At 39.1% G+C, this 26,362-nt stretch carries 30 protein-coding genes; 12 read left to right on the top strand and 18 right to left on the bottom strand.

Annotation, left to right across the window (positions count from 1 at the left end):
• Positions 1-184: 184 nt before the first annotated feature.
• The 5 genes from era to H8Z77_RS04000 all read left to right on the top strand — a co-directional run bounded on the left by era (position 185) and on the right by H8Z77_RS04000 (position 5,703).
• Complete coding sequence (era, locus tag H8Z77_RS04020; protein WP_186996248.1) at positions 185-1,072, top strand: GTPase Era; 888 nt, start codon at positions 185-187, stop codon at positions 1,070-1,072.
• A gap of 184 nt (positions 1,073-1,256) precedes the next feature.
• Positions 1,257-2,027: a DNA repair protein RecO gene (gene recO, locus H8Z77_RS04015; protein WP_186996247.1), complete on the top strand. Its 771-nt coding sequence runs from the start codon at positions 1,257-1,259 to the stop codon at positions 2,025-2,027.
• Positions 2,024-4,399 (top strand): endonuclease MutS2, encoded by a 2,376-nt coding sequence (locus H8Z77_RS04010; protein WP_186996246.1) that lies wholly within the window; start codon positions 2,024-2,026, stop codon positions 4,397-4,399. The genes recO and H8Z77_RS04010 overlap by 4 nt, the downstream gene beginning before the upstream one ends.
• Before the next feature lie 12 nt (positions 4,400-4,411).
• Entirely contained in the window at positions 4,412-5,032 is a 621-nt protein-coding gene (locus H8Z77_RS04005) for a DUF6518 family protein (protein ID WP_069988900.1), read from the top strand.
• Positions 5,033-5,073: 41 nt separating this feature from the next.
• The gene (locus tag H8Z77_RS04000; RefSeq protein ID WP_069988899.1) at positions 5,074-5,703 is read left to right on the top strand and encodes a TetR/AcrR family transcriptional regulator; all 630 of its coding nucleotides are present in this window, start codon (positions 5,074-5,076) and stop codon (positions 5,701-5,703) included.
• A gap of 93 nt (positions 5,704-5,796) precedes the next feature.
• On the opposite strand, the gene H8Z77_RS03995 is transcribed toward H8Z77_RS04000, so the two are convergent.
• From H8Z77_RS03995 to H8Z77_RS03980, 4 genes are all read right to left on the bottom strand, one after another.
• The gene (locus tag H8Z77_RS03995) at positions 5,797-6,807 is read right to left on the bottom strand and encodes a tyrosine recombinase XerC (RefSeq protein WP_286165426.1); all 1,011 of its coding nucleotides are present in this window, start codon (positions 6,805-6,807) and stop codon (positions 5,797-5,799) included.
• A 190-nt stretch (positions 6,808-6,997) separates the two neighbouring features.
• Positions 6,998-7,882 carry a metallophosphoesterase gene (locus H8Z77_RS03990; protein ID WP_286165425.1) on the bottom strand — a complete coding sequence of 295 codons (885 nt, stop codon included), beginning with the start codon at positions 7,880-7,882 and terminating at the stop codon, positions 6,998-7,000.
• Between the two features lie 122 nt (positions 7,883-8,004).
• The gene (locus H8Z77_RS03985; RefSeq protein ID WP_186996245.1) at positions 8,005-9,201 is read right to left on the bottom strand and encodes a sporulation protein YqfD; all 1,197 of its coding nucleotides are present in this window, start codon (positions 9,199-9,201) and stop codon (positions 8,005-8,007) included.
• A gap of 17 nt (positions 9,202-9,218) precedes the next feature.
• A complete protein-coding gene (locus H8Z77_RS03980) occupies positions 9,219-9,518 on the bottom strand; it encodes a YabP/YqfC family sporulation protein (RefSeq protein ID WP_159427372.1) in 300 nt (99 codons plus the stop codon).
• 204 nt (positions 9,519-9,722) lie between these two features.
• Here H8Z77_RS03980 and H8Z77_RS03975 point away from each other — a divergent pair, with 204 nt between their 5' ends.
• The 6 genes from H8Z77_RS03975 (at position 9,723) to H8Z77_RS03950 (ending at position 14,029) form a co-directional block, all read left to right on the top strand.
• On the top strand, positions 9,723-10,175 hold the full coding sequence (locus tag H8Z77_RS03975) for a GNAT family N-acetyltransferase (RefSeq protein WP_069988895.1): 453 nt from the start codon (positions 9,723-9,725) through the stop codon (positions 10,173-10,175).
• A gap of 57 nt (positions 10,176-10,232) precedes the next feature.
• Positions 10,233-10,577 carry a TIGR04076 family protein gene (locus tag H8Z77_RS03970; protein ID WP_186996244.1) on the top strand — a complete coding sequence of 115 codons (345 nt, stop codon included), beginning with the start codon at positions 10,233-10,235 and terminating at the stop codon, positions 10,575-10,577.
• A 122-nt stretch (positions 10,578-10,699) separates the two neighbouring features.
• Positions 10,700-11,800, top strand: coding sequence for a hypothetical protein (locus H8Z77_RS03965; protein WP_186996243.1), 1,101 nt, complete (start codon positions 10,700-10,702; stop codon positions 11,798-11,800).
• Positions 11,801-11,829: 29 nt separating this feature from the next.
• Positions 11,830-12,045: a hypothetical protein gene (locus H8Z77_RS03960; protein ID WP_069988892.1), complete on the top strand. Its 216-nt coding sequence runs from the start codon at positions 11,830-11,832 to the stop codon at positions 12,043-12,045.
• A gap of 13 nt (positions 12,046-12,058) precedes the next feature.
• Complete coding sequence (locus H8Z77_RS03955) at positions 12,059-12,976, top strand: DnaD domain protein (RefSeq protein WP_069988891.1); 918 nt, start codon at positions 12,059-12,061, stop codon at positions 12,974-12,976.
• A 51-nt stretch (positions 12,977-13,027) separates the two neighbouring features.
• A complete protein-coding gene (locus H8Z77_RS03950; protein WP_186996242.1) occupies positions 13,028-14,029 on the top strand; it encodes an ATP-binding protein in 1,002 nt (333 codons plus the stop codon).
• A gap of 551 nt (positions 14,030-14,580) precedes the next feature.
• Here the strand turns inward: H8Z77_RS03950 and H8Z77_RS03945 are convergent.
• The 9 genes from H8Z77_RS03945 to H8Z77_RS03905 all read right to left on the bottom strand — a co-directional run bounded on the left by H8Z77_RS03945 (position 14,581) and on the right by H8Z77_RS03905 (position 21,548).
• Positions 14,581-15,150 (bottom strand): hypothetical protein, encoded by a 570-nt coding sequence (locus tag H8Z77_RS03945; RefSeq protein ID WP_186996241.1) that lies wholly within the window; start codon positions 15,148-15,150, stop codon positions 14,581-14,583.
• Between the two features lie 46 nt (positions 15,151-15,196).
• Entirely contained in the window at positions 15,197-15,445 is a 249-nt protein-coding gene (locus tag H8Z77_RS03940) for a TIGR03905 family TSCPD domain-containing protein (RefSeq protein WP_069988888.1), read from the bottom strand.
• 13 nt (positions 15,446-15,458) lie between these two features.
• Entirely contained in the window at positions 15,459-16,610 is a 1,152-nt protein-coding gene (locus H8Z77_RS03935; RefSeq protein WP_069988887.1) for an NAD(P)-dependent malic enzyme, read from the bottom strand.
• Positions 16,611-16,621: 11 nt separating this feature from the next.
• Positions 16,622-17,458: a PHP domain-containing protein gene (locus H8Z77_RS03930; protein ID WP_069988886.1), complete on the bottom strand. Its 837-nt coding sequence runs from the start codon at positions 17,456-17,458 to the stop codon at positions 16,622-16,624.
• Between the two features lie 227 nt (positions 17,459-17,685).
• Positions 17,686-18,315 (bottom strand): stage II sporulation protein M, encoded by a 630-nt coding sequence (locus tag H8Z77_RS03925; RefSeq protein ID WP_069988885.1) that lies wholly within the window; start codon positions 18,313-18,315, stop codon positions 17,686-17,688.
• 64 nt (positions 18,316-18,379) lie between these two features.
• Positions 18,380-19,177, bottom strand: a complete 798-nt coding sequence (gene proC, locus H8Z77_RS03920; protein WP_186996240.1) for a pyrroline-5-carboxylate reductase — start codon at positions 19,175-19,177, stop codon at positions 18,380-18,382.
• A 26-nt stretch (positions 19,178-19,203) separates the two neighbouring features.
• Positions 19,204-20,571 carry a thioether cross-link-forming SCIFF peptide maturase gene (gene scfB / locus H8Z77_RS03915; RefSeq protein ID WP_069988883.1) on the bottom strand — a complete coding sequence of 456 codons (1,368 nt, stop codon included), beginning with the start codon at positions 20,569-20,571 and terminating at the stop codon, positions 19,204-19,206.
• Positions 20,572-20,672: 101 nt separating this feature from the next.
• Positions 20,673-20,819, bottom strand: a complete 147-nt coding sequence (scfA, locus tag H8Z77_RS03910) for a six-cysteine ranthipeptide SCIFF (protein ID WP_069988882.1) — start codon at positions 20,817-20,819, stop codon at positions 20,673-20,675.
• A gap of 93 nt (positions 20,820-20,912) precedes the next feature.
• Positions 20,913-21,548 carry a GNAT family N-acetyltransferase gene (locus tag H8Z77_RS03905; RefSeq protein ID WP_186996239.1) on the bottom strand — a complete coding sequence of 212 codons (636 nt, stop codon included), beginning with the start codon at positions 21,546-21,548 and terminating at the stop codon, positions 20,913-20,915.
• Positions 21,549-21,638: 90 nt separating this feature from the next.
• Between H8Z77_RS03905 and H8Z77_RS03900 the strand changes: the two genes are divergently transcribed.
• Positions 21,639-22,460, top strand: a complete 822-nt coding sequence (locus H8Z77_RS03900) for a MerR family transcriptional regulator (RefSeq protein ID WP_069988880.1) — start codon at positions 21,639-21,641, stop codon at positions 22,458-22,460.
• Between the two features lie 53 nt (positions 22,461-22,513).
• Here the strand turns inward: H8Z77_RS03900 and H8Z77_RS03895 are convergent, their stop codons facing one another.
• From H8Z77_RS03895 to H8Z77_RS03875, 5 genes are all read right to left on the bottom strand, one after another.
• On the bottom strand, positions 22,514-22,912 hold the full coding sequence (locus H8Z77_RS03895) for a TIGR04086 family membrane protein (protein WP_069988879.1): 399 nt from the start codon (positions 22,910-22,912) through the stop codon (positions 22,514-22,516).
• A gap of 147 nt (positions 22,913-23,059) precedes the next feature.
• On the bottom strand, positions 23,060-23,365 hold the full coding sequence (gene yajC / locus H8Z77_RS03890) for a preprotein translocase subunit YajC (RefSeq protein ID WP_069988878.1): 306 nt from the start codon (positions 23,363-23,365) through the stop codon (positions 23,060-23,062).
• 118 nt (positions 23,366-23,483) lie between these two features.
• On the bottom strand, positions 23,484-24,230 hold the full coding sequence (locus H8Z77_RS03885; protein WP_159427371.1) for a YdcF family protein: 747 nt from the start codon (positions 24,228-24,230) through the stop codon (positions 23,484-23,486).
• Positions 24,231-24,363: 133 nt separating this feature from the next.
• Entirely contained in the window at positions 24,364-24,966 is a 603-nt protein-coding gene (locus H8Z77_RS03880) for a nitroreductase family protein (RefSeq protein WP_186996238.1), read from the bottom strand.
• A 23-nt stretch (positions 24,967-24,989) separates the two neighbouring features.
• Positions 24,990-26,267: a glycoside hydrolase family 10-like protein gene (locus H8Z77_RS03875; RefSeq protein WP_186996237.1), complete on the bottom strand. Its 1,278-nt coding sequence runs from the start codon at positions 26,265-26,267 to the stop codon at positions 24,990-24,992.
• Positions 26,268-26,362: the final 95 nt, after the last annotated feature.

Here is a 26,362-nt window from a genome sequence, read left to right as displayed (position 1 = left end):
AAAGAAGATTGAGGAATGTTATGCTAACCGTTGATAGCCTAGTATTTATTTTTATAGCAGTATGTTTTATCATCGGTATTGGATGTGCAATCGTCCAGTATTTTGTAAAACGGAAAATACAAAAACAATTGTGTGAAATAGAGTTACAACATGAAACAGAGATAGAATCATAAAAGGAGTGGTTATGATCGATACACGTTCCGCATTTATTGCGATTGTAGGAAAACCAAATGTAGGGAAGTCTTCCCTGTTAAATGCTTTAACAGGCCATAAAATCGCGATTGTTACTAATCGCCCCCAAACCACACGTACCCGCATTACTGGTGTGCTGACAAAAGGACAGACACAGTTTGTATTTATTGATACCCCCGGCTTATTAAAAGCAAAAAATAAACTAGGGGAAAAGATGGTAAAGACCGTAAAAGACAGTGTTGCTGATGTGGATGCTGCTGTTTTGGTGGTGGAGCCAACTGGAGAGGTCAACAAGGCGGAACTGGATTTAATCGAAGGGTTCCGTTCCCGCAAACTGCCTGCTATTTTGGCGGTGAATAAAATTGACCTGGTAGAGCCAAAAGAAAAATTAATTGAACGGATTGCGAAATTTACACATCTTTACGATTTTTCCGCTGTCGTGCCGATTTCTGCCCTGCAAGAGGATGGGGTTGATATTCTGCTCCAGGAAATGGAACAATTTTCTATGGAAAGCGTCCATTTCTTTCCAGATGATGCTGTGACCGACCAGCCAGAACGTGTTTTAGCTGGGGAAATGCTGCGGGAAAAAATCCTGTTGAATATGCGGGATGAAATTCCCCATGGTACAGCGGTTTCGATTGAACGATTTCAGGAACGGGGCGATATTTTACATATTGATGCAACCATTTTCTGTGAGCGAGATAGCCACAAAGGAATGATTATTGGAAAAGGCGGAAATATGCTGAAAAAAATCGCCAGCGAAGCCAGGAGGGAATTGGAAGATTTCTTCCAGATCCAGGTAAATCTGCAATGCTGGGTCAAAGTAAAAGAAAACTGGCGCAACCGGGAAGGTGTTATGCGCAGTTTAGGGTTTGAATAAACTTGAACGAATTACCAGTTATATTTTTTCTTTGATTGGCGAACACTGTAATTAGAAAGTGTTCAATAGAAGGGGTGTTTGCCAATGGAAAGCCAGCAAGCGTGGAATATTTTTTGCCACACAGGTAAAGTTCAAGATTATTTAACCTATTGTTCTTTGAAGCAATCGGAGGGAAACCCCTGTTATGATCATCAAAACCCAAGGTGTCATTCTCAGCCAGCGGAGCTATCGGGACAACGAGAAATATCTGACTATCCTCACCAAGGATTGCGGTCTTATTGAAGCACGCATCCGTGTTTTTGGTCAGATCAAACGGACGATATTCCAATCCATCTGCCCGCCAGGCTACTATAAAATGGATTTGTTTGTCAACAAACAAATGTACTATACAGTAGATACAATTGAAAAAATAGAAGATTTTTTTACACTGCGTTATGATGTGGAAAAACTGGCTTTAGCAGGGTATTTTTGTGAACTCACGCAGGCTTTGGTGCCAGCCAAAGAACATGTGTGGGTTTATTTGCGTTTGTTGTTGAATACACTGTATTTATTGGAACAGGAAAAACGCAGCCCGCTGTTTTTAAAGGCAGTGTTTGAGTTGCGTAGCCTTTCGATCAGCGGGTTTATGCCAAATTTGGTATGCTGCCGGGAGTGCTGTGAATACGAGCAAAAACAGATGTATTTCCTTCCCCTGGAAGGGGAGCTGATTTGCTCTGATTGTATGCAGGAACATCCCGTTCAGAGGAACGACCTCCCTATTCTATTAAACAAGCCGGTGCTTTCTGCCATGCGGTATATTATTTATAAGGATTTTGATAAGCTGTTTGATTTCTCTTTATCTCCTGTTTATTTAAAACAGCTTTCCCAAGTGACCGAGTATTATATGCTCACTCGTTTGGAAAAGGAATTTAACTCTTTGGTGATGTACAAACAGCTCAAAACGGAGGAACCATGAGGAAACTACATAAATACTATAAAATACTGGAATTGGATAAAATTTTGGACCAGTTGGCGGAGATGACCTGCTGTGAGGAAGCGGCGGAAATGGCACGCAACATCTTGCCGTTCAACCGTTTGGACAAGGTAAAGGCGGAACTTGCCAAAACAGATGGAGCCTATGTCCTCTCTTCCCGTTTTGGGACGCCTAATTTTATCCGGTTCAAAAATCCAGAGGCTGACCTGATGCGTTTGGAATCAGGCGCTTCCTTAAATAACCGGGAATTGCTCAACATTGCGGCAATTTACCGCCAATGCAGGATTCTGGGGGAATGGAAGGACCATTGCGAGCAGGTTCAAACTGCCCTTGACTCCTATTTTTCCAATTTGGCGGAAAACAACTATTTAGAATCGAAGATAACGGATATTATCTTATCAGAGGAAGAAATCGCTGACCACGCCAGCCCGGAACTGGCAAATATCCGCCGGAAAATCCGGCAAAACGGTTTAAAAGCAAGGGAATCCTTAGAGAAGATCATCCGTGGGAATGCCCAAAAGTATCTGCAGGAAAGCATCATTACCATGCGTGATGGAAGATATGTGGTTCCAGTAAAGGCGGAAAATCGTTCCGAAATTCCAGGGCTGGTGCATGATACTTCCTCTAGTGGCGCCACCCTGTTTGTGGAGCCTATGTCCGTTGTAGAAGCAAACAACGAAATACGGGTTTTGCTCAACAAAGAAAAAGAGGAAATTGAACGGATTTTGGCGGAACTCTCTGCTGAATGTGCCCAATACACCGAAAGTATCCAGAACAACTACCGTTTAATCCTGTTGCTGAACCTGTATTTCTGTAAAGGGAATTTGGCGGTAAAGATGAAAGCTGTCCTTCCGGAAGTCACAGATGATGGCTATACCTGTTTGAAAAAAGCACGCCATCCATTGATCGACCCACAGCAGGTGGTTCCAATTGATTTAGAGCTGGGAAAAAAATTCCACAGTTTAATCATTACAGGCCCCAACACAGGCGGTAAGACAGTAACCTTGAAAACCCTTGGTTTACTGACATTAATGACCATGTGTGGTTTTATGATTCCAGTAGCAGATGAAAGCCGCATCTCTATTTTCCGCCGTGTACTAGTGGATATCGGGGATGAGCAGAGCATTGAACAAAGTCTTTCTACCTTCTCCGCTCACATGACAAATATCATCAATATTTTACGATTGGCAGACCAGAATTCTCTAGTATTGGTGGATGAGCTTGGTTCCGGTACTGACCCAGTAGAAGGCGCTGCTTTGGCGGTATCGATTATTGAATCCATCGCCAAAAAAGGCGCAAGGCTTGTGGCAACCACCCACTACGCGGAATTAAAAGCCTACGCCTTGAAAACACCAGGGGTAGAAAACGCCTGCTGTGAATTTGACGTGACAACTTTACGGCCTACCTACCGCTTGTTAATTGGCGTACCTGGACGTTCCAACGCTTTCGCGATCTCCCGCCGTCTTGGTTTGGAAGAGGATGTAATCCAACGAGCGGAAAGCTATATCTCCACAGATGACCGCCGCTTTGAGGATGTTGTGGACCAATTAGAACAGACTAGGCAGGAATTTGAGCAGGAACGGGAAAAATACCGTGCTACCAATGCTGAGGTAAACCGGTTAAAAGCGGAATTGGAACAGAAAAATAAGACCATCGACAACCGGGCAGAAAAAGAGCTGGAACGAGCGCAGGCACAGGCACGGGATTTGGTTGAACGGATTCGTGGCCAGTATAACCTGCTATTAAACGAAATTGATGAACTGAAAAAACAGAAGGAAAAAACCGATCTGAAAGAGCTGGCGGAAAAAGCACGGAGCCAGATGGGTTCCAGAATTAACAAACTGTACAACGAAGCGAACCCTGTCCGGGAACGGAAACAGGAAGAATACCAGCTGCCCCGTCCGCTGAAAGTTGGAGATGAAGTATTAATTTATGATTTGAATAAAAATGGTACTGTCATCAGCTTAGTGGATAAAAAAGGGATGGTTGGCGTGCAGATGGGTTTAATGAAAACCCGTGTGCCAGAGTCAAATCTGCGCCTGTTGGAGTCCAACACCACCAAACAAAAGCAGTCCACTGTCCGCAAGGTCCGCAACAATGCCCAGCGGAAGGTTTCCACTGAACTGGATTTGCGTGGATGTAATATAGAAGAAGGAATTCTATTGGTGGATCGGTTTATTGATAACTGCGTACTATCCAATATTAACCAAATTTCCATCATCCATGGAAAGGGGACTGGACTGCTGCGAAAAGGAATCCAATCCCACTTAAAACGCCATCCTAGCGTAAAAAGTTTTCGCCTAGGGACCTTCGGTGAAGGGGAGTCCGGTGTCACTATTGTGGAATTAAAATAGGAGCAGGGAAGTATGTCAAATTACAAACCAAAAAATGGGTTACAACTGTTCATATCCTTAATTGGAAGTGTCATTTTGGGATTGGCCATTGGGTTTCTTGCGAAATACAGCGATACAATTTCAGGAGACGGCAGTTTGTTCAGCGGAATGATGCAAACGGTCAGCCAATTGACGACAGCGGTTGGAATATGGATATTTATTGGTTGCCTATTGGCAGCATGGAGTAGATCCGCCCCCATCGCCGCTGTTAAAGTGGGACTATTTTTTGGCGGGATGTTCGCCAGCTATTATGGATACCAATATTATGTTTATCATTTCTTCCCCTTTAAACAGTTTATTTTTTGGCTCATCATGGCGGTAATTGCTATTTTTGGTTCTATTTTTGTCTGGAAAGGCAGATACCATTATGGATGGGTTGCCGCATTGGGAGTGGCCCTTCCAGTAGCGCTTTTCATTTTAATTGGAAAAAGCTTTTTTTATACCTTCCATTGGCTAGAATGCCTGAATTTAATCTTTGGCATCCTATTGTTGGTGTTAATACCAAAATCCAAAGACTGGCGCCAATATCTTCAAATTTTATTTTTAACAGTAGTATTTTGCGCAGTAGGTTGGCTAATTCCACTACCTATTTAAGCAGTTCTATTAGAAAAGGAAAAGAATTGGGGGAAACATATATGGCAAAACGATCCTACTCTCAACAGGATAGAGAACAGATTAAAGAACAATTACTCCAAACTGGTTTGGAACTATTTGCGAAACAGGGATATAAAAATACTAGATTAAGCCAGATTTTTGAAACAGTTGGTATCTCTAAAACCTTTTTTTATACTTTTTTTGTTTCAAAAGAAGAACTAGTACTACATATCCTCAATTATCAGCAGGAAATTTTATTCCAGGCAGCTAAAGAAATCATGGAACAAGCAGAAACTACCTGGAAAGAAAAACTTCTTCATTTTTTCTCTATGTGCATCCATCACAAAGAATATGGGATTTTTATTATGACACAGGAAGAAGAAGTCATGGTATTCCGCAACCTTGCCCCAGAAAATTATCAGTTATTCCAACAAGGACAGATGGCTTTTTATGAAAATTTACTCCATATATGGGAAATTCCAACAGAAAAAATTAATCCTAAAGTATTATGCAATCTGGTATTATCCGTTGTGATAACTTATAATTCCGCAGCGGATTCTATGCCGTTCTTTTATTCCGATTTAGAGGTATTGGAAGAAACAGCCCGTTTACAATCCAATTATATTGTCACTCATTTAGAACGGATTAAAAATCAAAACAAACTAAAATAAAATTTATGCTTGAGTAGGGAAGAGTGGAAAAGGAGAAAGCATAGGCAATATTTTTGTTGCCTATGCTTTTTTATATAAATTCTATAATACTTCCTATTTTTCGTTTCCTTTCGCCTTAAAATGTGCCAATGGGTTATTCTCCACTGCCTGCTGTACTTTTTCATTTGAAACATGAGTATAAATTTCAGTGGTTCCCACATTAACATGGCCTAATAGTTCTTTTAGTACCAAAACATCCACATCCCCTTGTTGGTACATTAACGTTGCAGCGGTATGCCGTAACTTGTGGGTAGAAAATCCCATACCACCAAGACCAGATTCCTTTAAAAATTTACTAACAATGAGTTGTACCTGACGGGCTCCAATCCGTTTTCCAGAACGGGAGGACAAAAACAAAGCCTGTTTATCTATAATAACCTTTAAGTTTGCCCGTTCCTGCTGTATATATTGTTCCAAAGCCTGTTTACAGGCATCGTTTAAATAAACTAGGCGTTCTTTGTTTCCTTTTCCCAGCAACTTTAATTCCGCTGCCTTTAAATCCAAATCCTGTATGTTAATTCCAACTAATTCGGATAAACGCATCCCACAGTTTAAAAATAGAGTTAAAATACAAAAATCACGCCAGCGGGTAGCAGACTTGGTTGCTTGGTAAGCTTGGTTTAACAGTGCAACACTTTGATCCATATTCAAATGAACAGGAAGCGTTTTTCTTACAGTTGGCAACTCTAGATTTTTAACGGGATTTTCTTGCAAAATTTGGGTATTTACTGTTAAATATTTAAAAAATCCCCGCAAAGAGCTTACTTTTCTTGCCCTAGTTTTACTGTTGTTGTCTCGGTCTTTCATGGAGTAATTCAAAAATTCATAAACATCAGATAACTGAATGGTACGGAAAAAATCCGCGTTTAAATCATAGATTGGGATTTTTGCAAACTCTGTATCTTTGGGAATCAGGTTCCGGTGCATCTTCATAAAACGGAAAAATGTTCGCAAATCAACTGCGTATCCATCTACCGTGCGAACGGAACGGCCTTTAATGGTAAGCATATAATTTAAATAATCTTTTGCCAATGGTGGCATATCGTGATAATCGCTATAATTCATGGTAAACATCCTTACTTAACTTATGTAAATAATAAATATAAAATATAACTGTATTTATTATATCACAAAATGCATTACTTGTATCACAATATGGGATATTTGAAACAGCAACTATTTCTGTTTTCAGCTACCCTATATTTCGCTAAATTTTTATTTAGCGAAGTTGATATAAAGATTTTTCTACCCTCCCTTACGATTTTATTTTCTTTTTTAGTGTTATTAAAATCACTTCAGGACGGTTATTAATCCGTAACGGAAAAAGGCTATTACCCAATCCCCGATGGATAACGAGGTCTGTTTGTGCTATGTGATAGAGCCCTGCATCATATTTTGGGAAAAATCCCTGCATTGGTGCAATCATTCCTCCTATCCCTGGAATACGGATTTGCCCGCCATGGGTATGCCCGCTTAAAACTAAATCCAATTTATTTTCCACATAAGCTTGAAAAAGTTCTGGCCTATGGGATAATCCAATGGTAAAAATATCTTTTCCTCTTTTTATTTTGTTTAATTTTTTATTTGTTTGTTCGCATAATTCCTGAAGGCTATTTGGAGATGGACAAATAAACCCTGGATCATCTAATCCAAGCAAGGCAATTGACGCCTCGTTTTTTACCAGAGGAACGGATTGATCCCGAAGAATAACTACTCCAATACCTTTAAGCATTTTTTCAAATTGTTGATATTCTGGTATACGGGATTCATGGTTTCCAGTAACATAATAAACAGGTGCAATTTCCAATGCCTGTTTTGTGAAGGATAATGCGATATCAAAATTAGTTCGTCGTGCGTCAACCAAATCTCCTGTAATAGTGATAATATCTGGTTTTTGCTCTTTCAATAACCGCAATAATTTTTTGTTATTTTTGCCAAACTGCGTATTATGGAAATCGGATAAATGTGCTATTTTAAAACCGGAAAAAGAACTTGGTAACCGATGGCTATAGATTACGATAGGATGTAATTGTAAACCTTTGTTTTGCCAATTTGCCCAAACTATAAATGATGCAACTGCTGTTACTCCACAAGCAGCAGCAAACATCTGTTTTTTGTTGTGTTTAGAATTTGGTTTCATTTGTTTCCCCTTTTACTGGTATTTTAAATTAGCATACCAAAAAATAATAGAAAAAATAATAGAAATTTTTAAATATACTGCAAAAAACGCTTTACCCTATTTTGAGTAAAACGTTTTTCTTGTTATTCGGTTTCATTAGGAACTGTATTTTCTTCTATAGGTGATGAATTGGAGAGTAAAATTTCTTTTTGTACCCCAATTTCCTGCTCTACAGTATATTCCATTTGCAATATTTGCTGCTCCCCTTCCTGTTGGAAATTTTCTTGACGGTTGAGAATTTTTGCTCCTTTTAAATTTTCCGCTTCCCATTGTTCCGCTTGTTCTACTAACATTCTTCTAGCACCCTGCTCATCCAATTGTAAAGTTTCTGTTTCATATACCTGATAAGTAATTTCTTCAATACCAAACGGCATTGTCAGACCAAAAATACATAGTGGATGGTATTGTGTGGATTTTTCTTTCATATTGTCATTCGTTTTTTCAAAAAAGAGCGGAATCCTTCCACCAAAAATAGAAAAATATTTTTTGTTCTTATCGATACCTGTATAAATGGTGCGTTCTGAATTCAGATTTTGAGAAAAAGACGCTGTACGAATTACCTCCGCTGTTACTGAGCCATAAGCATGATAATAATGGGTTTGTTCTAACTGGTCATCTATTACCCCGCTAATCAATAAGTCTCCTTCTTTCACAACATCTCCAGATTTTACAACAGCCTGCCCTCCTAAAGGGTTGATATCTCGGATAATTCCTGTATATCCTGCCACAACATTACACGGAGAGGAAGGTGTAACGGTTTCTGGCTTTGGTTCGATTTCACTAATTTCAATCATAATATGGGTACCGATTTCATTGATGGAAATCCAGGCAAATCCGCCAAACTGTTGCTGCAGTTGACTTTCCACTTCATCGAAATTAATGCCAAATTTAAAAGCACCTTTTTTAATCCCCATTTGTTCTGCTACCTGTAATATCTGAGCATCTGATAGCCGATAGTTTCCGTTAATATCAATCTGCCACACAAAACAGGACATTACCATTAAAAAAGCAAAAAATCCAATCGTCCCTATTAACAGCCCAAACCGAAATCGATACCGATGGAGTAAAAATGGCAGACCATGGCGAGTTGATATTTTTATTTGACAGTGGCGCTTTCTTGCTATACGCGAAAATTTTTTGTAGTCACGGCAATAACAAGAGCATTCTATTTTTCCATCTTTTTTTTGTACCCTCCAGATGGAAATATCCTGATTTAATCCATCACTAATCGCTTTTCCAGACTCTGCCCCTATCAAGTAAAACGAAACCCATCCTTTCATCCATCGCAATCCATTTATCAATGTTTTACACCGCCATTCACATATTCTACCCGTTCTACCATGCCCTGAATGATAATGTTATGCTCTGTCATATAAAGCATACATAGTTTTTGCCCCATAATGCAAAGCAGATTTTTTCCATCTGTTAAATGTATCATGGTATCATCATAATCTAAAATGGATTTTACACCTTCTACAGTTGCTTGATGCCCACAGATTAATTCTATTTTCATTCTACCCAACAGCAATTCTGGAGCAAAATCCAACGACCGGTTTAATTTTTCAAGTAATTGTTTCAGATTTGGCTTGTTTTTCATACCGGTACTCCCCCTGAAAGATACTTCTTGTTTCATATCTATGAAAAAAATATCTGTGGTATACTGATAAAATAAAATCAATAAGGCTTTATGAAAAAAATACTGCTGGCAATTAAGCCAATTAATCATTGTTTTTCTTTTTTATTATGATATAATAGTTCCATTAATGATTTCAAATTTCATCAACAAAAAAGAAGGAGTATTATGGAAATCAGAGCTTATCACCCTACCGATTGTGAGCAAATTGCACAACTATTTTATGAAACAGTGCATACCATAAATGCGAAAGACTATACTCAAGAACAACTGGATGCTTGGGCTACGGGAACAGTAGATATGGTTTTATGGAATCAGTCATTTCTGATACATGATACTTTAGTAGCAGTTCAGGATGATAAAATCATTGGGTTTGGGGACATGGATCAAACTGGTTATTTCGATCGGCTATATGTACATAAGGATTATCAACGCCAAGGAATTGCAACATTATTATGTAACCAATTGGAGAGAAGATATCAAGGCAGATACATTTCTACCCATGCTTCTATTACAGCAAAACCTTTTTTTGAACATAGAGGTTATCTGGTTATCGCGAAGCAGCAGGTAGAGCGGCTAGGCATTCTGCTCGTGAACTATCGAATGGAAAAACAAAAATAAACGATTGCTGTTTGCAAAAAGTAGTGTTATACTGATACGAAATGGAGGATAATCAAGATGAAAAAAGTAAGAATTACCGTATTAAAAACCACATTGGACCAGGAATTAGTGGAAGAATATGGTGTCATTGGATTAAGAGCTTGCCCTATGTTAAAAGCTGGGCAGGTGTTTTATGCTGACTACGCAAAACCAGAACATTTTTGTGATGAAGCATGGAAAGCCATCTATCAATATGTATTTGCATTAGCACATGGGGATGGAAAAAGTCTGTTTTATTACGGTGATTGGATCAGAAAACCAGGTGTTGCAATTTGTAGCTGTAATGATGGCTTACGCCCAGTTATCTTTAAACTAGAAGCAACCGAAGAAGAATCTGAAATCAACTATACGCCAATACAATAACCCAAATGCTGCCTTGATGATTCTGGGCAGTATTTTTTTCATAAAGCCTTGCTGTATCGTTTGTTAATACATATTTTTTCCATCCTTTCGTCATATATATCAGGTTAGAGGGGTGGTAAAATATGAAACTGAATCATAAAAAATTGGTGCAGCTTTTCATCGCAATTATTGGCTTGATATTTTTGGTTTTATTATTAATATTCGCTGAACAAGTTGGAGATAGTGTTCGTACCGGAGTAGAAATCTGCTTATATACTTTGATTCCCTCCTTGTTTGTATTTATGGCCTTGGCAAGTTTCTTTGTCAATTCTGGATTATTAAATCATGTACTCTCCCCTTTTGGTTGGATTTGTGGGAAATTGTTCCATATTCCTAACCATTATGGTCCATTGTTGTTTATGAGCATGATAGGAGGATATCCTGTTGGAGCAAAATTGATTGCAGAACAAATTCAACAGGGAAAACTTTCTCCACAAATCGGGCAGAGGATGCTTTGTTATTGTGTTAATTCGGGCCCGGCTTTTGTCATTGGCAGTGTTGCCCTTCCCCTTTATCAAAATAGAAAACTGGGGTTTTTCCTGTTTTTTTCTAATATTGCGGCATTTTTTGTGGTGGGAATTTTAACGGGAATCCATCAAAAAGCGGTTCAAACACCAATCCAGCCAAAACGTCAGCAAATCGCTTCTACTTTTGTCCATTCAGTTTTGTCTTCTATCAAATCCATGGGATCTATCTGTGGATTTGTATTGATTTTTTCCGCTGTCATCGGGTTGCTTTATGATACAGGGGTGATGCAAAGTTTGGTATCCTTATTTGGTTTTTTTATGGATCCCAATTTGGCAAAGGGTTTATTGGTTGGTTGTTTGGAAGTAACCAATGGGACAATTGCCTGTGGAGATATTCCAGGAATTACTAGTATTCTAGCTGTGGCAGGGTTAACGGCATTTGGAGGATTTTCAGTACATTTTCAAATTAAGTCCATCCTTTTGCCCACTGGTATCTCAATGAAACCCTTTTACTGTTACCGCCTGATATATGTATTGGTCAGTGTCATAGGAGTTTGGGCACTGTTGCAATTGACCCAAACCAGTGTTTCTACTTTTGCAGCTGCAACTGGGGTACAGGGAATCTGGTTTAGTTTTTCACCGGTTTCCTCCATCTTTTTAATCCTTTTATCTTTGTTGTTATTGTTAAGTGATCGAAAATCTGATATAATAAAATAGATTAAGCATGTATATAGGGGGTAAAATGATTGTTTGAGAAATTTTTTCGTGGTAATATTCCACCAGCGTGTGAATACTGCGAATATGGTAAACCCACAGCGGACCATCAGATGATTTTATGTGGGCGCAATGGGGTTGTTTCTCCTTTTTTTAAATGTAGGAAATTCAAATATGACCCTTTAAAGCGGGTTCCAAAGGTTTTGCCTCCTTTGGATGGATATTCTGAAAAAGATTTTTCATTATAGGACAGGAGTAGCCATGAATTATCAATTAAATTTAAATCAATGGAGCGGAATGTTTGCCGTCCCAAACTGTGCTATGGAATATATACGGGAAGCCAGTGGAAATACAATCAAGGTATTACTAGCCATTTTACATAGCCCTTCCCAAAAACCAACCCCAGAAGAAATCGCTTCCACATTGAGTTTATCTTTGGAGGAAGTGAAAGATGGTATCCGTTATTGGATTGAAAAAGAAGTACTAACAGCAGTTACACCAGAACAGCAACCAATCGTAAAAATTAGTAAACCTTCTGCCACTAGTATTTCCTCGAAAGAACTGGCGGAACAGCGGATGAATAACGAAAAAGTCCGTTCCTTATTTGAAACAACCGAGCAAATTTATGGTAGACCTTTGAACACTACAGAACGGAAAACATTGTTATATATCTACCAATCCACCTTACTGCCAGTGGACGTAATCTTGATGATCATTGAATATTGTATCCGGATTGATCGGCAATCGATTCAGTATATTATGCGGGTTTGCCAAGACTGGGCAGATCAGGAAATTAATACCCACGAAAAAGTAGAAGAACAAATTCGTATACAATTAGAAAAAGACAAAGGGCAAAAATTGATTTGCAGCTGTTTTGGTATCCGACGTAAACTATCCAAAAAAGAAGAGCGGTATGTGGAAAAATGGTTGAACCAGTATCAGTTTAACATTAATATGATCCGTCTAGCATATGAACGTTGTGTAGATTCTATCAGCGAGCTTTCTTTTCCATATATTAATGAAATTTTGACCAGATGGCATAAAAATAAGATTACAACACCGGAAGAAGCAACTACCTACGATAGTAAAGTAAAGTCCCAGAAACAAGAGGATTCCAGTTCCCCATCTTATGATTTAGACGAACTTGCAAAACGTGGGATGTTTATTCCAGAATTATAATTTGCTTAGGATTATATTTGGTATAGTAATGGATAGGAAGGAAAAATAATTATGCTGAGCAAAAAAGAAATTTACGCGCAAGCATTGCGGATATTAGAACAGCGCCGGGAACAAACTCGTTTGACAGCGGAAAACCATTTATTAGAGGCTTGTACCCGTGCACCAGAAATCAGCCAATTAAAAAAGAAATTAGGTCAAACTAGTATTCAATTGGCAAAGGCGATTTTATCCCATCAAGGGAATACTCAAGCGATTTTAGAACAGATTGAACAGGAAAATATATTGACTCAACAGCGAATTAAACAAGTATTAGTAGAACATCATCTTCCAGAAGATTATCTAGAGGAAAAGCCAAATTGTACAAAATGTCAGGATACTGGCTATTGCGGCAGAAAGCAGTGCCAATGCTTGCGGGATATTATTATCCGGATTTCCGCGGAAGAACTGCAAAAAAATACACAGTTAAAACTAAAAGGGTTTGAGAATTTTCAACTATACTATTATTCCAAAATTCCAGAGGATACTGGGGTTTCTCCCTATGACCACATGGGTCGGATCTTACAATATTGTAAAAGATATGCGGAACAATTTGAGCCTCATACCAATGGGATTTTTATGTCTGGAAAAACCGGGTTGGGAAAAACACATCTTTCTCTGGCAATTGCCCAGAGGGTGTTGCAACGGGGGTATACCGTTATTTATAGCTCTGTTTCTGAAATTGTACGAAAAATTTCTACCCAATACTTTGGGCGAGAACAAGGTAATCAATCAGAGGATATTTTTGAAATTCTAAACCAGGTTGACCTATTGATTCTGGATGACTTAGGGGCTGAGTTTGAATCCAGTTTTAGTACTTCCGCTATTTATGATTTAATCAATGCCAGGATTTCTGCTGGACGCCCTACGATTATCAGTACCAATTTAACACCAACAGAACTGCAAAAACGCTATTCGGAGCGTATTGTATCCCGTCTATTCACGCAGCTTACCCCACTTAATTTTATTGGACAGGATGTGCGCACAAAACTGGCAGCAGATAACAAAAAGTTTTAAATAATAAATTATAACATTTTGAGTCATGACCTCCGGCAAAGCCGGAGGCTTGATTAAGCCCTAGAAGGGCATTTTACTGGCGGGCATCTAAAGACGCACTGAACATTCTTTCTCTTGCATCTATCTGCTGCTCCGCCGCCCGTAAACGGGCACTTATGCTTCTTTCCGAGCTTGTATAAACTTGCTAGATTGCTTGTTAGTAGCTCGCTTCGCTCGATACTTGAAGCGAAAGCTTTTTTACGGGGCATCTCCACCGGCTATGCCGTTGATTTCCCTAATCAAAAAGAAAAAATAGGAGGCATAAAAATTTTTATGCCTCCTATTTTTTATAATGTCTTTGGATATGAAAAAATCCCCCAGTTTTACCGGGGGATGAAAAAGAATAGTAGTTAAGTTAAAACAGTACTATTTTTGATCTATTTATAGATTGTCAGTGCGTATGATACAATACAATTATAATTTAGTATCCTGGGGGCTAAACCGGTAATAGCCCCTTGAGGCTATGCAAGTCACCAATTCAACTGGTGGTCTTGGAAATAAATTTAAAATAGTTAGTCTACTTGAAATTGTAACTCATCCACTTTTTTACTGACCAAATCTAAAAAGTGGAGATAGAGTGCTTTCCCTAGTTCCTGGTAATCAGGTTCTCCTGTATGGCCACATAGTTCAGCAAAGGTTGCACCAATACATTCCACTGCATTAGCGGAGCTACGTATACATAAATTATAATAAGAAAATGCTGCATTTTGTTGTACTACTTGATAGATATGAGGAGCCTGCTGCTCAATAACAGTTAAAAATTGGTTTCTTGCTGTTTCAGCTAAAACTTGATTTGGGCAAAATTTATAGAAGCCAAACCGGACTGTATAAATCAATAACAAACGGCGCTGTAAAACTACAGTGTCATTTTCTTTGGTATCGTACCCAAAAACAAATTCGCCATCATTCCGGATGGATTCTTCTGCCATAATTTTACCTAAAGAACGGGCTTTATCCAAGTTTCCGTTCTCTTTTTGCAGGTACATCTGGGCAATTAAAGATTCTGTTTCCTTTAACTCTTGCTCAAAGGAAACCTCCTCCTGCTCAGATCTATCAAAAATTTTGATTGTTTCATCAGACATATAGAACCCTTCTTTTTCTTTGTATTATTGTAGTATTAGCGCCAAATTAAATTTGGTTTATTTGCTTTAACGCTAATGCTAACTGGTCGGGACAAGATGTATTTTTAAAACCACAGTGTATTCCTTCTAAACGTTGGATTACATCCTCTACAGGTTGTCCAACCGCCAAAGCAGCAATCCCTTTTAGATTGCCATTACAGCCACCATAAAATTTAATCTCTTGAATAATGCCGTCTTCGACAGAAATATCAATCTGCTGGGAGCATACTCCTTTTGGACGATATGTATAGTTCAAAATAAACCTCCTGCTATTTTACACAACTTGCAACAGCTTCCGCTACTCGTAACGCTACCTGTTTATTTAATGCATCTGGAAGGATATACTCTGGATTTAATTCCTCATCTGTTACCATACTGGCAATTGCGTAAGCTGCTTTTAGCTGCATTTCATCCGTGATATCGGTAGCACGTGCCTGTAAAGCCCCTTTAAAAATTCCTGGAAATGCCAATACATTGTTAATCTGGTTCGGAAAATCGCTCCTGCCTGTGCCCACAATATAAGCGCCACCCTGTTTTGCTTCATCCGGCATAATTTCTGGAACAGGATTTGCCATAGCAAATATAATTGGTTTTTCTGCCATACTGCCTACCATTTCAGGAGTTACCAAGCCAGGACGGGATACACCAACAAAAACATCGGCTCCTACCATAGCATCTTTTAATGTTCCCTTTTTGTTGTTTTTATTTGTTATTTTTGCCATTTCTGCCTGAGCGTCATTCATAAAATCAGCACCCTCATATAAAATGCCGCCAATATCACACATGATTGCATCGCCAATGCCTAACTTTAAGAGGAATTTAGTAATAGCAATTCCTGCAGCGCCAGCTCCATTTACTACAACCGTAATATCTTCCAGCTTTTTGCCAGCTAATTTAACCGCATTGATCATAGCGGCAGCCACAACAATTGCGGTACCATGCTGATCATCATGGAAAACAGGGATGTTCAGTCGTTCTTTTAGTTTTCGATCAATCTCAAAGCAACGTGGAGCCGCAATATCTTCCAGGTTAATCCCGCCAAAACTCAAACCAATTAGTTCAATGGTGCGGACAATTTCATCCACATCTTTGGAGTTTACACATAACGGAATCGCATCTACATCCGCAAATTCCTTGAACAGAGCACATTTTCCCTCCATAACAGGCATGGCAGCCAATGGACCAATATCCCCTAGCCCAAGCACAGCGGTTCCATCTGTAATAACGGCTACCAGATTACCACGACGGGTATATTTATAGGATAAATCCGGGTCTTTCTCGATTAATTTACAAGGTTCCGCAACACCTGGAGTGTATGCCAAGGAAAGATCCTCCTTGGTTTCAATTTTGGCACGGGAAATCACTTCGATTTTCCCCTGCCATTTTTCGTGCATTTCAACAGCCTTTTGTTTTACGTCCATAATTTATAGCCTCATTTCACATCTTTGTCCAATTGGAATAATAAATCAATATATTTTTGAGGGGTATAACATTTCCCCACATTTGTCAAACTTGAATTGTACATACCGTGGAAATCCGAGCCACCTGTTGGAATTAGGTTATGTTCCAACGCTAGATTTAACAGATGTTCGGAATCCCCTTTTTGATTGCGGGGATGCCAGACTTCAATGCCATCTAATCGTTTTTGTTCTAATAGCTCGTCCAATAAATCAAAGCTATCATATACTCGCGGATGAGCTAAAACAGCAATTCCTCCAGCAGAATGGACGGTTTCCAACACTTCGTAAACATCTGGGTATTCAATTGGGACATTACAGCTGTGTTCTCCTGAACCAAAAAGTTTATCATATTCTTCCCCATAAATCGAGAGCGCATAGCCAGCGTCCATTAAAGCATGCATAATATGTTGTCGATAAATACATTTACTGCTAAAAGAATACCGTGTAATCCGTTCCGCGGCAATTGGATATTTGTGCATCACCCGTTTTGCCATTTCGATCCCAGCTTTTTTCCGCTGTTCTGTAGTACGGTTACAAATAGCAACCAAACGGTCCGGTTTTTTCGGAAGGTAGCACAAGATGTGCACCTTTCTTTTTCTTTTTACATCGTAGGCGGATAATTCCACCCCTTGGATTACTTCTATTCCATATCGCTCCCCTAACACACGGGAACGGGAGAAAGAAGACATACTATCATGGTCTGTAATGGCTATAAAATGTAGCCCCACCAATTTGGCATTGCTGATTACTTCTTCAATCCCGACAGAACCATCGGATAAACTTGTGTGACAATGTAAGTCCCCACGCATGATTCATTTACCTCACTTGAAACTATGCTCCATCTCATTGTTGGTTGTATTGGTTGAAATGGGCGAACTATCCTCATTACTATTATGTACTTTTTGACGGCAATGATAAAGTGTAAAATTGTTAATTATGTATCAAATCATCAAAAATTTCACTAAAAAAGCCCTATTTTATCCACAAAAAGCAAAATTTACCCTTTTCGGTAGCATGTATCGTCTATTATCCATGCCTATACTCCGCCAAAAAAACCAGCAAAAAGAAAAGTACAAATACAATCAATCAATGCCGATACCAGTAAGATGCCAAATAAAACGCCAAATTTTGTACAATATAATTTGAGCATCCCCTTTGTTTCAAGATTTTTATCCGGTAACAAAACCGAAAAAAAGAGGTTTGAAAATTTAATGCTCTCCCTTGTCCCCAATATCAAAGCAAACGTAGAAATTGCCGCTGGCGGAAGGAGAAGCAACAGGCAAAACAAAACACCTTTTATACCATCTTGCAAATAAAAACTCCCCATAGAAAGTCCAAGACCTAGCCCTCGGAATATGGGAACAAATCCGGCAAAGGGCTGCCCTATGGCGCAAAAACCCAATAAAAACAACGTTAACAACAAGGATGCTGTAGAGCCTAGAGAATTAAGGAAGGTGTATACCAAGGATTGTTCCGCCCTCTGGTCCATGAAGCCCTGAGTCAAAAACGAGAGTTTATTCAACATTTCCTCAGAACTCGTCCCTGCCAACACAGCACCGTATATCATCCCAATGATAAATAGGAGCAATATAAGCTGAAAAAAAGTTTTCTGGTTCCAACGGATGGTTAATTTTCCATTGGAAATGAATTTGCCTGTCCGTTTCATGAGATACACTTCCTTTAAGATTGGTTTACCCCATATCTATGCGGAAATGTTCCCATTTATTCGTTTATTTGGAAAGCTCGTACGCCCGTTTCGTGCAGGCATCACAAGCCCTGATGATAGTATCAGTAAAATTATCTTGATAGAAAACATCCAACCCGGCCAAGGTGGTGCCGCCTGGAGAGCTTACCATCTTGATTAATTCATCAATTGAATGGCCGGAATCGGTCATCATAGAAGCGGAACCCTTTAAAGAAGCAGTGAACAGATGTAGCGCAACTTCTTCCGAGATCCCCTCTTTTTTGGCATATTCCAAAAAGCCTTTGGCAAATAAATAAATATAAGCTGGAGAACTACCATTAATGGCGATAATTTCGCACATTTTGTCTTTGGAAATCACTTCTACAGCACCGCTCAAGGCGAATAACTGGCGTACAAACTCAAATTCCTGGTTGCCGGTATGGTTACCCTTGCTCATGGCAGTTGCCCCCTGCCCCAACAGTAATGGAGTGTTTGGCATAACCAAAACCACTTTTGCTTCATATCCCAGCGCCTGGCACAGGTAAGATTCTGTGATCCCTGCCGCGATGGAAACAATAACGGCGTCTTGATTGATGATTGGTTTCAGGTTTTCCATTACCTCAGCAATATTTTGTGGTTTTACTGCCAACACAATATAATCAGCTTTGGCAACTTGTTCTAATTGCTGACAGACCTGTACCCCTTTTCGGGACAAAGTCTCATAATTTGCCTGTTTAATATCATATGCCAATAGAGAAATCTCTTCCATTTTACTGGAAATAATACCAGAAATAATGGCGGAAGCCATATTCCCCGAACCAATAAATCCAACTGTCTGACTCATACAAAATTCCTCCCTGGAGTCCATTTTTAATCTTGTTCTGTGTCGGCCATTGCAGCTTTGATCATAATAGCGCATTCCAAACGTTTTTTCTCCAATTCACAGGATAAATGATGTGGCTGGAACACACTGCCTGCATATTGCAGGTTATTTGCATTGCAACCGCCGCTACAATAAAATTTTGCCCAGCAGTTTTTGCATTCCTGTTTATCATAAATAGTGGTTTTTGAGAAATATTCTTTTTTATCCAAATCCAGGGTACCTTCGTCTAGGTTCCCCATTTTCCAGTCTTCCATCCCTACAAATTGATGGCATGGATAAATATCCCCTTCTGGTGTTACTGCTACATACTCGTTACCGCAGCCACAGCCACGCAGGCGTTTAATTGCACATGGGCCTTGGTTCAGGTCAATCATAAAATGGAAAAAGTTAATACCACTACCAGCTTTTTTCCGCTTGATAATCTCTTTTGCCAATGTTTCGTATTCCTCAAAAATACGTGGTAAATCCTCCTCAGTCAAGGCATAAGGCTGGTCATCCGAAGTAACAACTGGTTCCACAGAAAGCTGATCAAATCCAGCATCATTGATGTGGAGAACATCTTTAGCAAAATCCAGATTGTATTTGGTGAAGGTACCTCTCACATAATAGTCCTTATCTCCACGATGGTCTACCAGGTATTTATATTTTCCAATAATGGTATCATAGGAGCCAGTCCCATCCACGCGGGGACGCATCCTATCGTTGACCTCCGGACGACCATCCAAAGAGAGGACACAATTGGACATCTCCTGGTTGATGTAATCTGCTTTTTTCTCATCCAACAACATACCATTGGTGGTAATGGTAAACCGGAAATTTTTATTGTATTCTTTTTCTTTGGAACGGGCATAAGCCACCACTTCTTTGACTACATCAAAATTCATCAAAGGTTCCCCGCCAAAAAAGTCCAGTTCAATATTATGGCGTGTGCCGGAGTGTTCCAACAAGAAATCAATTGCTTTTTTACCGGTTTCAGCAGTCATTAATTTTCTGCCGTGACCAAAATCTCCTGTGGATGCGAAACAGTATTTACAGCGCAGGTTGCAATCGTGGGCAACATGTAAACACATTGCCTTGATTGGGGATGAAGTGAGAATATCCGAAAACTGCTCATAATCGTCTTCACTGAACAGGATCCCCTCTTGATAAAGTCCATACAGTTCATTATAGGTTTCTGCCACATGTTCTTTTGGATACTGGCTAAATTTTTCATACAGTGATTCCGGGCATACTTCCACCATAGGTGTGGAAAGCTCGTCCAGCATATCATAAGAGAGGTCATCCACAACATGCACCCCTCCGCTGTGTACATCCAGTACAATGTTATAGCCATTTAATTTGTATTTATGTATCATCCGGTTCTTTCACTTTCCTTTTTTATATTGGTATTTATAAAACTGGTTTATTCCCATAAAATATCCCGTCCGCAAAGCGCGGACGGGATATGAGGTTGCGCTTATTTGCTCAGACGCTCGCATTTTTGGTTTGCCACTGTGCAAGATGTTTTGCATGCAGACTGGCAAGATGCTTGACATTCGCCACAACCGCCTTTTGCAGCAGTTTGTTTTAAGTTTGCGTTGTTCAAAGTTTTAATGTGTTTCATATTATACACCCCTTTGCCACAAATAGTTTTGTATTATTATAACATAATCTGGAACGGTTTTCAAGCATAGGCCATAAAAATTTATCCTAATATTCATTTTATAGAATTTTGACCATCATATAAGAAAAATGTCATGTCATGATGATACTCTTTGATTTGGAAGGAACCATTTTTACTTTTTCTCCTTGTCATTCCCATGTGCTCATAAAACGGGTAATTGCAGCTGGTATCCGTAAACAAATAAAACTTTCTCAATTGTTCCTGTTTAAAATAATCCATCAGGCGTTGAAATAGTTGTTTACCCACTCCTTTTCCCCGACTTTCAGGATGGATTGCGAAAAAAGCGACTTCCGCATCATAATTCAAATTGGAATCCCTCAAAAATTCCTGGTCAATTTTTTCTACTGTTTGGAAAATCCCACTTACACTCCTTGCCTCTCTTGACAAGATAATAGAAATTGTTGAACGAATTTTTTGAAAATAAAAACGCCTTGATAATGGAAATCCTTTTAACTTTTTTCCCATAATAATGCCAATTGGTTTTCCGTTTTCAACCGCCACCTGGGTAAAAGTCTGATTCGCTAGACAATTCCCAAGATATGCTTTTGCGAGCTTTGCTGCTGTTTTTGGGGTACAGAATTTGTCATACCCCCAAGTAATCCGGATGATATTTTCTAGTGCTTTTCGGTCTTTGCTTTGATATTCCCGAAAGATAATTTGCTGTTGCATAGTCTGCTCCTTATCAATTTATTTTTTATCATTTTGTGATATAATAATCATAAATCATCCAGTAACTGTACAGTCAAGGAGAATATAAAAATGTTAGAAAACAGAAAAAAACAGTTCACAATTGGACAATTTGCAGCGTTGCATCAAATTAATAAAAAAACATTGATGTGGTATGATGAAATTGGGTTATTCCGTCCAGCAATCAAAAAAGAAAATGGATACCGATATTATACCTATCAACAAAGCTTTACTCTAAAAACAATTTTAATGTTACGCGAATTAAATGTTTCTATTCCAGAAATCCAGGAGTTGATGCTAGACCATTCCAGCGAGAAGTTAAGTTTTCTTTTTGGGGAAAAAATCAAAGAATTGGATCAGAGAATTTCCCATTTAAAAGAAATCCAAAAAACTTTGGAATATCACCAAAAAACCATTGTGGGTTTATCCAAAGCTGACCTCTCTAAAATTAGCATAACAGAAAAAGAAGAAGAATATTTAGCAATGGTCAACATCAATCATCAAACTTCTTTGGAACAGGAGGTCACAACAATGGTTGAAGAAATGAAAAAACATCCATTATGTTGGCTGCACAATGCTACATATGGTTCCATGATACCAGTAGAGCGGTTATATCAAGGAAAATGGGAGGAATATTCCGCGTTATTTGTGGTTGTTCCAAATGTAACTGAACAATCCGAAATTCGAATAAAACCAAAAGGTCTTTATCTAACGGCATACTGCAAAGGAAATTGGGATAAAATTCCTCAAAGGTATCGAGAAATTCTAGCCTATGCCCAAAAACACAATTTAATTTTAAATGGCTATGCTTATGAAACAGGGGTAAACGAGATTGCAATCCATACGATGGAGGAGTATATCACAAAAATAGAAATTCCCGTTCAATTAAAGTAATCAAACGGGAATATTTTATGATATTACAAGCAATTTCCGGATAGGTTTCTATATTAAGAACGGGATTTTCTTAAATTTACCCCAAAGATTCCGCCAATCATCGCTGCCACTACAACAGCGATATATTTTGTTAGGTTCTCGGCAAATGAGGAACCATCTGTCACAAAAAAAGAAGCAAAAAATAGAACAACAAAAAAGATTAAGCCTAAACCAACCCCTACCAACAATCCTTTTTTTCCTACAATTTTTGCCGCAATCAGCCCTCCCATAAAACTACCAATTGCCGCGGACATTGTTACCACAATCGAAATAGCAGTTGCTGGTACATTAAATTTGACAATAGCAAAGGCAAACAGGGCAGATAACCCAATCATCACCAAGGTACCAATCAATACACCAAAAATAATTGCCCGAAGCCAAACCACCATTGATTTATTTTGATGATCTGCCATGTTCATCCCTCCATCCTTTTGTTATTTGTAATATATTCCGTTTTGATGGACAATATTCCAATTTATATAAATTCCCGATACAAACAGAAACCCCGGGGGAATACTGATTCCACCGGGGTGTAGAATTTCCTGGTTATCTTCCTGCAATTATTTTGCGCTGTCAAGAGATTCGTTGCTTTGGATTGCCCAACGTTTAATTCTTACTTTAGAACGGTCGCTGCCTGTTTCAATGACAATATAATCGTCCTTTAATACAACTACACGTCCAATAATACCGCCGATTGTAACAACTTCATCGCCAACTTGCAAGCTGTTTCTCATTTCAGCAGCTTGTTTATCTTTTTTCTTTTGTGGGCGGATGATAAGAAAATACATTACGACAAACATCAATACCAATAAGATAATTGGCATAAACATTGAAGCTCCACCAGTTGCAGCAGTTTCCAATAACATTCCAAATTCCTCCATTATTTATTCTAAGTAACAACGTACATTATACATGGTTGTCCTGCTGATTGCAAGGGATTTCATAAAAAAATTGTAATGATTTACAATTTATACATAGAAAGGATTATATTCCAGTAATCCAAGCTTTTAACACTGCCGCGATCTCACGGAACCAAAACATAAATTCCAAGTCAAACCGGCAGGTTCCACTAACAGAATATGCTGTAACGCCTAATTGATCGGCGAACATTTGGGCACGATAACGGTGAAACGCATTGGTAATAATTACAATTTGTTCCCCTAAATGGTTTTGCTGGATTACCTGCAAGGAGTATTGTAGGTTCTGTTTTGTATTAGATGAGTTTCCTTCTTGATATATCCGGCTAGGGTCTATCCCTTGTTGAACCAAATATTTTTCCATAATTTCCGCCTCGGTGTAATCCTCATTTTTTCCTTGTCCACCACTGACAATACAGCTACTTTTTGGATTTTCTTTTAAGAACGCAACAGCTGCATCCAATCTAGCTTTCAACATCCGGCTAGGCTGGTCCTGTATAATTAAAGTCCCCAATACTACAACTGTCCCTTGAAAGTCCTTCCCTTTCCAGGTGTGGACGCCAAACGCCATAAAGCAGGAAACAATTCCGCCACACAGCACACCAATTGCCACCAATCCACAAACCAGTCGATATGTTAATCGAAGCCACCTGATCTGGGATAAATCCACACTGTATGGCAGGATAACAAGCCCAATCAACAAGATACCAAAACAAAAGAATAAAATAGGAAGGCTCTTACTGCTAAGCGTAAAAAGCTTGATAATCCCCAGCAGGGCAAAAAGGAGCCCTATGATTCCGACAATCCAACTCAATAAGAACAACACCTTGTTCATGCCCCAACAACAATAGTGGCAATTACCCCACTGCACACTCCAATTGCCATCACAACACACAAAATAATCGCTATTAACCGTTTTACATTGTCTTTCATTGTTTTAATCCTTTCTATTCCGGTTTATTTTTCCATATTACCAAGTCGTCAAAATTCTTTTTTGGCCTTTGAGGTGGAGATTCTTCTGGATACCCCAACGAAACAGCAGCTAGCAATTCGCCTTCTATATTGAGCCAATCACATAGTTCTTGATAGGCAAAATAAATATCACAAATCCATAGGCTGCCAATCTTTTTTGCGGTTGCCGCCAATAGGATATTCTGAATGGCAGCACTAACCGATTGATGGTTACATATCTCGAATACTCGTTCTTCCTGGGAGAGTTCCGCAAAGATATTGTCCCCCAAAGTGTTAAATACAAAAATCGTAACCGGTGCCTGCTCCATAATCCGCAGTGTGTATTTTGCTCCACTGAGATGCTGCCTACTGTTTGGAAGCAGCGGAGCACCATGTTCTTCCCGGTCAATCCCTTTCTGGAAGGCCTGAAGCATTCCTTGTTTGGCATCTCCTTGTACCACTACAAAAGACCAAGGCTGCCTGTTTTTAGAAGAAGGAGCATTCATTCCGCACTCTATGATTTCCCGAATATCTTTTTCCGGGATGGGATGACTGGAAAATTTCCGGATACTCCTTCTTTTTAGAATTTCTTGTAACATTTTACCTTTCTCCTGTTTTTGGTTTATCCAAGTATTGATTTCAGATTTTCTAGCTCTTTGGCAATGGTAGGTTGAATGCTACCATCCTCCGCAAATATGGATTTGTAGTCATATAAACCAAAGCCTTTGCAGTTTGATAACTGGCGAATACATTCTACCTGTCGCTTTAAAATATCATTGGAACTTTGCGCAACAGCCTGCCATTCCTGTTTTCCATTCCCTGCATGGGCATCGTTATCCAAACCTATTTTGTAGCAGGCGAGACCAATATATAGTTTTGTTTGGGTACCTTCTACCGACTGGTTCCACTGGGCGGCGGTTTGGTCAAATGGCTGGGAAGAATTCTGGAAACCAAAATAGATTTGAGGGACAATATAGTCGATTATACCATCGGTTTTTACCCATTGTTCCACATCTGCGAACAATTTATCATGGTTAGCGGAAAGGCTGGACTGAGGGCTGACTCCAACCTGAATTTCCGCTTTTGCCTGATGTGCAGCCTGATAAATTCCCTGCATCATTTGGGTAACACTGGAACGCCGCCAGTCTTCAATACCAACATTGCTTCCTAATTTTTGAAAGTAGCTAGTATCATTCTGGGGTAATTGGTCAACTCCACTAGGATAAAAATAATCGTCCATATGGATACCATCAATATCATAATTTTCTACCAGTTCCTTTATCCCATTTGAGATGAGTTGTTGTACTTCTGGGTTTCCTGGAATCAAAATCCATCTTCCTGTACTATCTTGCATCATATAATCAGAACGTTTGGAAGAATCATACCATGATTTTATGGGATAAGAATGAGCAATTTGTGAAAATTCTTGGTCAGTCATCGTTCTCATTGGATTAATCCAGGCATGTACAGCAATATTTTTTTGGTGTGCCTGCTCAATAAAAATCTGTAATGGGTCGTAGCCGGGGTCCTTTGCTAGGGTTCCGGAACAGGAGGATGACCAAGGATAGTATTGGGAAGGATACATGGCATCTCCAAAAGAACGTACATGCAAAAATAGGGTGTTACAATTTAACGATTGTAGGTTTTCCAGTACATTTTGTGCTGCCTGGGTAAACGCCTGCTGATCTTTGCCCTTGAATAGGATATTCCAATCCAAATAGGAAAACCAAACACTACGCATTTCCTCATTGGCATCGTTTAAATCAGAAAAATCCACCTGCTGGTTCATGGCGGGAATTTCCCCATAGTCTTGTTGGCTAGTGGAAAGGGATGTCCGGCTCAAATAAAAAAGGCCTAAAGCGGCCACCAATAAAAGCGCAATCCAAACAAAGCGTTTCATACAAATCACCCAGTTTTTAAAAGATAACCAATCATATGAAACAAACAGAAAAATTATGCTTTGGACTCTAACAGGAACAGTTTACTACAAAAAAC

The organism is Clostridium facile (assembly GCF_014297275.1).
Classification (GTDB): domain Bacteria; phylum Bacillota; class Clostridia; order Oscillospirales; family Ruminococcaceae; genus Massilioclostridium; species Massilioclostridium facile.
Note: the sequence above shows the minus strand (reverse complement) of the source record. Positions and strands in the feature narration are given on the sequence as shown.